The organism is Methanoregula sp. (assembly GCF_049686655.1).
GTDB lineage: Archaea > Halobacteriota > Methanomicrobia > Methanomicrobiales > Methanospirillaceae > Methanoregula.
The window spans coordinates 19,021-27,743 of the sequence record NZ_JBAVIG010000075.1; the positions used below are offsets into that span (position 1 = coordinate 19,021).

The 8,723-nt window shown below is 45.6% G+C and carries 10 protein-coding genes; all 10 read left to right on the forward strand.

Translation table 11 applies throughout. The annotated features are described in order from the left end of the window. Positions 1-20: 20 nt before the first annotated feature. On the forward strand, positions 21-953 hold the full coding sequence (locus tag WBL42_RS10855; protein ID WP_424721295.1) for a phosphoglycerate dehydrogenase: 933 nt from the start codon (positions 21-23) through the stop codon (positions 951-953). Beyond that, complete coding sequence (locus tag WBL42_RS10860; protein WP_424721296.1) at positions 950-1,861, forward strand: NAD-dependent epimerase/dehydratase family protein; 912 nt, start codon at positions 950-952, stop codon at positions 1,859-1,861. The genes WBL42_RS10855 and WBL42_RS10860 overlap by 4 nt, the downstream gene beginning before the upstream one ends. Beyond that, on the forward strand, positions 1,848-2,840 hold the full coding sequence (locus WBL42_RS10865) for a radical SAM/SPASM domain-containing protein (protein WP_424721304.1): 993 nt from the start codon (positions 1,848-1,850) through the stop codon (positions 2,838-2,840). Before WBL42_RS10860 ends, WBL42_RS10865 begins: the two co-directional genes overlap by 14 nt. Positions 2,841-2,842: 2 nt before the next feature. Then, positions 2,843-3,589 carry a cytidylyltransferase domain-containing protein gene (locus tag WBL42_RS10870; RefSeq protein WP_424721297.1) on the forward strand — a complete coding sequence of 249 codons (747 nt, stop codon included), beginning with the start codon at positions 2,843-2,845 and terminating at the stop codon, positions 3,587-3,589. Continuing rightward, positions 3,558-4,331 (forward strand): SDR family NAD(P)-dependent oxidoreductase, encoded by a 774-nt coding sequence (locus tag WBL42_RS10875; protein WP_424721298.1) that lies wholly within the window; start codon positions 3,558-3,560, stop codon positions 4,329-4,331. The genes WBL42_RS10870 and WBL42_RS10875 overlap by 32 nt, the downstream gene beginning before the upstream one ends. Positions 4,332-4,391: 60 nt before the next feature. Next, positions 4,392-5,267 carry a class I SAM-dependent methyltransferase gene (locus tag WBL42_RS10880; protein WP_424721299.1) on the forward strand — a complete coding sequence of 292 codons (876 nt, stop codon included), beginning with the start codon at positions 4,392-4,394 and terminating at the stop codon, positions 5,265-5,267. Beyond that, positions 5,267-5,917, forward strand: a complete 651-nt coding sequence (locus WBL42_RS10885) for an HAD family hydrolase (RefSeq protein ID WP_424721300.1) — start codon at positions 5,267-5,269, stop codon at positions 5,915-5,917. The genes WBL42_RS10880 and WBL42_RS10885 overlap by 1 nt, the downstream gene beginning before the upstream one ends. After that, positions 5,914-6,582 (forward strand): cyclase family protein, encoded by a 669-nt coding sequence (locus WBL42_RS10890; RefSeq protein WP_424721301.1) that lies wholly within the window; start codon positions 5,914-5,916, stop codon positions 6,580-6,582. Before WBL42_RS10885 ends, WBL42_RS10890 begins: the two co-directional genes overlap by 4 nt. 26 nt (positions 6,583-6,608) lie before the next feature. Then, positions 6,609-8,045, forward strand: a complete 1,437-nt coding sequence (locus tag WBL42_RS10895; RefSeq protein WP_424721302.1) for a polysaccharide biosynthesis C-terminal domain-containing protein — start codon at positions 6,609-6,611, stop codon at positions 8,043-8,045. Between the two features lie 102 nt (positions 8,046-8,147). Then, a partial coding sequence (locus WBL42_RS10900) for a glycosyltransferase (protein WP_424721303.1) occupies positions 8,148-8,723 on the forward strand: 576 nt, incomplete at its 3' end.

Here is an 8,723-nt window from a genome sequence, read left to right on the forward strand (position 1 = left end):
CGAGATGGAGTGCCCATGCAATGAAAAATCCACCAATGATTGCAATTACAATCCGCTCATTCAACCTGTCAGGTCCAGCCTTTGAGAAATTGAGAGATAATTTTACCATTTCATTTATTAATAAAACCGGAGGGAGGTTATCGGAAGCAGATTTGATGGCTGTTTTGGGAAATGTTCAGGGTATTATCGCGGGAACAGAAACCTTCTCCCGCCGGGTTATCGATCAATGCAGCAGTCTGAAGGTGATCTCACGGGTCGGCGTAGGAATAGATTCTATCGATCTGAACGCTGCACAGGACCGGGGGATTCAGATTTTAATTACTCCCAATTCACCTGTCCAATCAGTAGCAGAGCATACGCTGGGGCTTATCCTTTCGACCCTGAAAAGAATTCCCCAGTATAATGAACAGATGCGGAGGAATGATCATGCAATAACAGCAGGCTCCCTGCTCTCCGGAAAAACCGTTGGTATCGCCGGTATGGGAAGGATCGGCACAAGAGTTGCAGAGATGCTTGAATGTTTCGGGTGTAATATCATTTTTTATGATCCCGTGATTAGCAGAGAAACTCCACGTTCCTGGAAACGAGTCGATTCAATCGAGAAGCTGGTAAGAGGTTCCGATATTGTAACGATACACTCCGCACCACAACCTGATTGCTTACCACTGATTAATGCCAGTGTCCTGTCGCATGCGAAAAAAATTATCCTTATTAATACCGCACGCGGATCATTGATCGATGAGTCATCACTCATAGATGCGTTATCATCCGGGAGAGTGAAGGCCGCAGCGCTGGATGTCTTCTCTTCAGAACCGTACTCCGGGAAGCTTCTCACCTTCCCTCAGGTCATTGTAACACCACATGTAGCATCAAATACTATTGAATCACGTCAATATATGGAAATGGAAGCAGCAGATAATCTGATACGGTCCCTTGCAGAGGACAATTCATGAAAGCGTTTGTTACCGGTGGATCGGGTTTTCTCGGACATCACCTTGTCAAAGAACTGGTAAAGCACCGGATTCAGGTCATTGTCTACGATATCTGTGAGCCCTCCGGGATTCCTGTTAATGATAATGTTCGTTCACTCTGCACATATATCAGGGGAGATGTGCTCGACAGAGAGCAGATAACCAAAGCGATGCAGGATTGCGATTACGTCTTCCATACAGCCGCAATAGCAGATGTAGATCAGGCGCGAAAGATTCCCAGAAAAACCATGGAAGTTAATGTTATCGGGACAACCAACTGCCTGGATGCAGCCCAGGAGATAGGAGTAAAGCGCTTTCTTCTCGCAAGCTCGGTATATGTCTCTGGTAACCGGGGATCATTTTACCGGCTCTCAAAACAGACGTGTGAATCCTTATGCAAAATCTACCATGAAGAATTCGGGCTGGAATATACGGTCCTCCGTTATGGCAGTCTTTATGGACGGGAACCCAATCACTGGAACTTCATTTATGGTGTTTGCAAGTCACTACTGACTAACGGAGAATTTACCTATACCAGCTCCCCGGATGCAGTCCGGGAATATATCCATATCAATGACGCCGCCCGTGAAACGATACGAATTGCCAGAGACCGGGAGTTTGCCAACAAGGCAGTTCTTATTACCGGGCACCAACGAATGAAAATGCGAGAATTTTTTGATATGGTCCAGGAAATCCTGGGAAGGGAGGTCAAAATCCATTACACTCCTTCCGGGGATAATCCCCACTATGTCATCACCCCGTACTCATTCGAGATTGATGTTCCGGTTCGTGTAAATCTCTCGACATATGTTGATATCAGCGAGGGGATTCTGGATTGTCTGAAAGAAGTTAAAAAGGAGATGGACAATGACAAAAATGTTCAAGAGTGATACGACGATCCAGGTAAATTCAAATTTTCATACAATCGCCGGTAAGAGCGTAGTAGATCGCGCGGATGCCCGCTATCGGGAGTACCGGAAGAAATGGGAGGACTGGCCAGTTCATTTTTCACATGGCGATTTCCCACTTCATCTGGATATTGAACCCACAAATACCTGCAATCTCCGTTGCCCGTTCTGTGCAACTACGTATAACAAATATAAACAAGGGTTCATGAAAGAAACTACCTGGAAAAAGATCCTTGATGAGTGCGGGAAAAATAATCTGTACTCACTTAAGTTTACGTACCGGGGGGAGCCGCTCCTTCATCCGGATCTCTCTAAAATGGTGAGATACGCAAAGGATGTGGGCGTCATGGATGTCTATTTCAACACCAATGCAGTGAAACTTGGTGAACCCGTTATTCGTGAATTGATAGACGCGGGACTTGATCGTATCTCCATATCATTCGAAGGCAATTCCAAAGAAGTTTATGAAAAATACCGGGTGGGAGCCTCATTTGATCACGTAGTGAAAAATATTGAACTGCTCCGGGACATAAAAAAAGAACTGGGTGCTGAAAAACCGCTTGTCAGGATTCAGACAGTCCTTGTACCGGAATTGCAGGGTCATGAACAAGAATATGCAACATTCTGGAAATCCAGATCAGATGAAGTTGCGTATCTGGATATGAAAGATGAGATGGAGAACCCGGATCATCGGGGGATTATCGATTACTGGGCATGCCCCCAGCTGTTCCAGCGAATGACAATCACCTGGGAGGGTACGATCCTTCCCTGTGTTCATGATATTTATGAATGGATGTCACTTGGAAAAATTGAAACCACGACAATTAAAGAGGCATGGAACAGTGCAGCCGAGCAGAATTATCGTGAACGGCACAAAGCGGGAAAGGCACATGAGATTCCGGCTTGTGACCGATGTCCGTTACGGGAGAATGAGATCGATAAAATTCATGGAGGGAAGTAAGTTTGATCGTAGCATTACTCATGGGGAGGGGAGGAAGCAGCGGATTCCCCGGTAAAAACATATACCCGGTACTTGGCAGACCATTGATGGAATATCCCCTCATAGCGGCAACCCGTTCAAAAAGTATTGACAGGATATTTGTCTCCACGGATTCGTCTGAAATCAAACAAATCGGGAGAAAATATGGGGCTGCAATCATAGATAGACCTCCGGAACTATGTTCCTCACAAGCACTTGGCGAGGATGTGTACGTTCATGCATATGACCATGCAAAAAAGAGTCTCGGGGAACCAATTGATCTGGTTGTTCTCCTGATGTGCAATGCAGCAACAATAACCGGTGACCTTATTGATGAAGGAATTCAGATCCTTCGATGCCATCCGGAATATGATTCTGCGGTCAGTGTATCTTCATATAATATGTGGAGCCCCCTCAGGGCACGAAAAGTGGGGGATGATAATCTTCTGCACCCGTTTGTCCCATTTACCGCATTCGGAGATCCTAAGACATTGAATTGTGATCGGGACTCTCAGGGAGATGTATGGTTTGCAGATATGGGGGTCTCAATAGTGCGATCGTATAATCTTGAACATCTTGAAGAGGGCTTGCTCCCCCAGAAATGGATGGGACAGAAGATCTATCCACTCAAACAGTGGGGCGGCCTTGATGTGGATTACGAATGGCAGATCCCTCAGGTTGAGTTCTGGCTGAAAAACCATGGTTTTGATAATTCCGATACCAATGTTTGAAAAAATAAAGAATAAACGGGTTCTTATTACCGGTGCGTCTTCCGGCATTGGTGCATGTACTGCAGAGCTTTTTGCATCGTATGGAGCAACGGTCGGTATCCACTATAACACCGGCGATAAAGATGCAGAAGATTTAGGAAAAAAAATAAGCAACCGCTTTTCATCTCCCGTAATGATTAAAGCTGATCTTCTCAATCCGGATCAACGTGATCGGATCGTTCAGACATTTATTGATGAGACAGGTGGAATCGATGTACTCGTTAACAATGCGGGGGCTATTATCGGAACCCAGCATTTCTTAAAGATGGATACGGATTCCTGGAATAAAACACTAAATCTTAATCTTACGGCCCCGTTTTTTCTGGCGAGATCTGCTTTTTCATCCATGAAGGACAATGGCAGCGGTCGTATTATTTCTATAAGTTCCATTGCTGCAAAATATGGGGGGTCCGCATCCTCTATTCATTATGGGGCAGCCAAAGCCGGTATTGAAGCGGTTACAAGAACGCTTGCGAGAGAGGGGGCCCAATATAATATTCTGGTGAACGCAATAGCACCTGGTGTAATTGAGACAGAATTCCATAAAAAGATCGGTAGATCTTCCCTTGAAGTCCGGGTTACAAGTATCCCCGTGAAACGTGCAGGAAAACCAATTGATATCGCACGTCTCTGCGTGTTCCTTGCTTCCGAAGGAGGTGACTATATTACCGGGCAGGTGTATGGAGTTACAGGCGGGGACTGATTAATCCCCAATGACGCTCAATAATTTATAATAACGCTTCCGCAGAGTGTGTCGATTATCATGATTAAATCCTGTGTAAAATCAGTAGCCAAAAAAATCGGAATCGATACTCATAAGATCTTTTTTGATATTTTCGAAAGAAATGCCAAAAACGTAATGAAAAAAAAATGTTCACGAATAGACATATCCATAAAAAACCTGCTCCAGGCAGAAAATGAACGTTTCCACTACGGTGATGTCGTTATATTGGAAAAAGCATCGGAATATGCTCTTACCAGTTTTACCCTCGACAGAATAGAGTTCATAAGAAAAAATCTATCCTTAAAAGATGACGATTTTATAGCAGATCTTGGAGATTCAAACGGCATTTTTCTTCGAAGCTGCCAGAAAGAGGGTATCAGCGTCAATATCAGCGATCCTGCAGTGATTTCCCTCCACGGGCGCGGAATGGAAACGGTCAAGGCTCATATCGAATATCTGCCTTTTAAGGATAATTCAATTCATACTACATTTTTATTTGAAACACTTGAACACGTACCAAATCCCGTGCTGCTTCTCAATGAGATCGGCCGTGTCTGTTCAGAGAGCGTAATTATTTCGATTCCTTTTGTTAAGAGAACAAAAATCCATCCATATAATTACGATCCGGGTCGTCCAATATACCAGCATCATATTTTTGAATTTAACAGAGAGGACTTTTTAACTTTGATTACCCACACACCGTTTGCATTAGAATCTGAAAAGATTGCAAGGGTTCTGGACGAGAACATATTGTTATATGACCGGTTTATCTTCTTCTTCTGGGATCTCCTCATTGAACATGATACATTTTGTGGCTGTTTCAAAAAATTTTATATTTGTAAGTTATCCAAACCCGGCAAAATCAACAGCAGCCAGGCCACGCTAAATACCGGGGGAGATAGGGAAGGCGATTGATGATTTCAACCATTATCTTCGACTTCGATGGGGTGATTCTCGAATCGGTCACCATAAAGACTGAAGCATTCCGCGTGCTCTTTTCCGACGTCCCGGAGCATGTTGACGAGATTGTGCAGTTCCATCGGGATAACGGAGGTATGTCCCGGTTTGACAAAATCAGGTATATCTACAAGAATATCCTGAAAAAAGATCTCGATCAGGTAACATTTGAAACGCTTTCAGAAAAATTTTCAAATCTCGTTTTTCATGGAGTCCTGAATGCACCATTCGTTCCCGGTGCTGCAGAATTTCTGAAAAAATATAGTTCCACAATTCCATTATATGTCGTTTCTGCCACACCCGAGAAGGAACTCAGGGAGATTATGCTGGAGCGAAACCTCACACCATTCTTCAAAGAGGTATATGGCGCACCAAGAAAAAAAAACGACTGCATCGATGAAATTCTGTCAAAATCCGGCGTTCCTGCATCAGATGTCCTCTTTGTCGGAGATGCTCTCAACGATCTGGCCGCTGCACAGGCATCTGGTGTAGCGTTCATCGGCAGGGTGGGAAGGGGGGAGAATGATATATTCCGGAACTATTCCGGGGTTAAAACAGTCATAACAGATTTAAACGAACTTCCCCTTATCCTTGAGAGGCCGTTATGATTCTTATTTCGTATCCTCTTGATACCGGATCACCCATATATCCCGGTACACCTGCAACAAAGATAAGTCCGGATAGATCTATTGAGTGGGGAGATTCGGCAAATACCAGCGTGATCTCTATTTCCAGTCATACCGGCACCCACATAGATGTTCCCCGTCATTTTTGCCGGGATGGCCTTTCAGTCAGGGATATTTTTCAACGTGTTAATTCATATTCACCGGCATATTGTATCGATCTGCCGGTCACCGGGGATTGTTGCATCTGCCCGGATGAACTGGATAAATTACTTGCTGGCAAGGAGGATGCCGGAGCGCTTCTCATCAGGACAGGAATGTGGCTACTGAGGAACTCTGACCCCCAAACATATGCAACCGTACATCCGTGGGTCCGTGCTGATGTGGCAGCATTTCTCCGCAGGAAGTGTCCCCACATTCGCATTTTGGGAATAGATACAATATCAATATCAACACCATCCCGCCGCAAGGAAGGAAGGGAAAGTCACCGTGCATTCTTGTGTGATGAAAACCCAATCCTACTGCTCGAAGATGCGGATTTATCACCCGCCTTCCCTAAGGAAGGATTTGCATTGAACGTAATACCCTGGCTCATCGAAGATCTTGATGGTGTTCCGGTGACCGCGTTCGTCATAACCAATCCCCGTTGAACATATTGCCAATCGCGGAGCCGTAAATGTCCGAAAAAGAACTTGAAGTCCAGCGTCATGGCATTATGTATCTCATCTCCTCAACAGGAATCACCCTCCTCGGGTTCCTTGCCACGATGTTTTACGCCCACTGGGTCGGCGCCGGTATTCTCGGGCAATATTTCTTATTTCTTTCTTTTTTTGCCATCGCGTGTCAGTTAACTGATCTGGGGATTGGATATGCAACTATGTACCGCATATGCGAGGGAAAGACCCCGGATGAATATTTCGCGGCCAGTCTGGTCATTCGGTTATTACTCTGGGTTTTTGTAGCCGCAGCGATGCTGGTGTATAAAAATTACTTTGGAACGCTGGGCCTGTCCGACTCGCTCTGGGTGATCCTTATTGCTGTGCTGGGAATTTCAACACTTGTTTCTATCCTCAGTACTGCCATCAGCGCCAGCAACCGGTTAGGTCTTGCAGCATCGGTCAGCCTGATAGACAACATTACCCGGATCGTCTTTCAGGTTATCGCTGTTTTTCTTGGATTCCAGGTATTCGGTCTGATCGGAGGTCTTACCGCGGGCCTGCTGACGGAGATCGTTATCGATTTAAAATTTATTGACTATCACCTGAAAAAATTTCACTGGTCCCATGTAAAGAGTATCTTCTCCTTCTCGAGCTGGGCGTTCCTGTCAACATTCTGTACAATCCTTTTCGACAATACGAACCCGCTCATTATCGCATATTTTATGCCCCTCTCTGATGTAGGAATTTTCGGGGTATGCTGGACATTTTCTGTTTTTGCCCTGTTTGTAAGCACTGCTCTCTGCAATACATTATTTGTAAAAGTGAGCAGGTGGAGATCAGCCGGCGACTGGAATGCCATAACCATTGCCCTTTCCCGGGCAACATCGTATGGGCTCATTCTTGCCATTCCCATGCTGATTGGAGGTGCTATTCTGGGAAGCCGCCTGCTGTATTACCTCTACGGTGCATCGTTTGCGGTTGGAGCAACTGCACTCGTGATTATCATCGGGGCCCGGATAGTGCAGTCGGTATTCCAGCTCTATTCAAATTTTTTAATGGCAACCGATCATGTGAGACACCAGTTCTTCGGTCTGTTCATGGGAATCGTAGTCAATATTATCCTCGCATTCATTCTTATCCCCATATGGGGGCTGCCTGGAGCGGCCATTGCATCGCTTTCGAATGTTATCATCAGTACGATCATCTGCTGGTATTACCTGCACAAGGTAATCCCGATCTATATCGAGATGAAAACAATGAAAGATATCTTTATATCTGCTGGAGTCATGACTGTGGTCATCCTGCCGGCATCTCTCCTCCTGAACCAGAGCCTCCTGACTACCGTAACCATGGTTGGAACCGGGGGCGCCATATACATGGCAGTTCTTTTCATCCTCAATGAGCAGATTCGCGGAGACGTGATGAAGACTCTGAAAATCCGTTGGTTTACCTGACATGATGAGCACGTGTGATGGAAATATAATCCTGGATCTACAAAAACCAGGAGATAAAATGCGATCCATGAAGACTGATGACAGTGAAATAATAGGTATCGTATGATCCTCCTCCTCATCGCCGACGGCCGCAGCATCCATACCCAGCGCTGGGCGGAATATTTCGTACAGCGGGGACATGCGGTTCACCTGGTCACGTACGATCCCATGAACCGGATGTTGCCCGGCGTTACCGAGCATGTCCTGACCACGCGATGGAACAACCTCTATCTTGCATTCATCCCCCGTCAGCTGCAGATCAGAAAGATCATCCGTGAGATCAGGCCCGATCTTATCCACGCTCATTTTATCGCCAAATACGGATTCCATCTTCCAGGGCTCGGTTTTACTCCCACCGTGGTATCTGCCTGGGGCGATGACGTACTGATCCTCCCGAAAAAGAGCCGGATCATCCACTATTATACCAAAAAAGTCCTTGCTTCGACAAATCTCATATATGCAGTGTCCCGTGACATCAGGAATCACATTACCGGGGATTTCGGGATCCCGGAATCCAAGATCCGGTATCTCCCGTTCGGAATCGATACGGATCTGTTTGCTCCTGACGGGGATCGTAAAGACCGTGGCGATAATACTGTCGAGGTTTTTTCAAATCGCGGTTTTTTCCCGGTATATGAT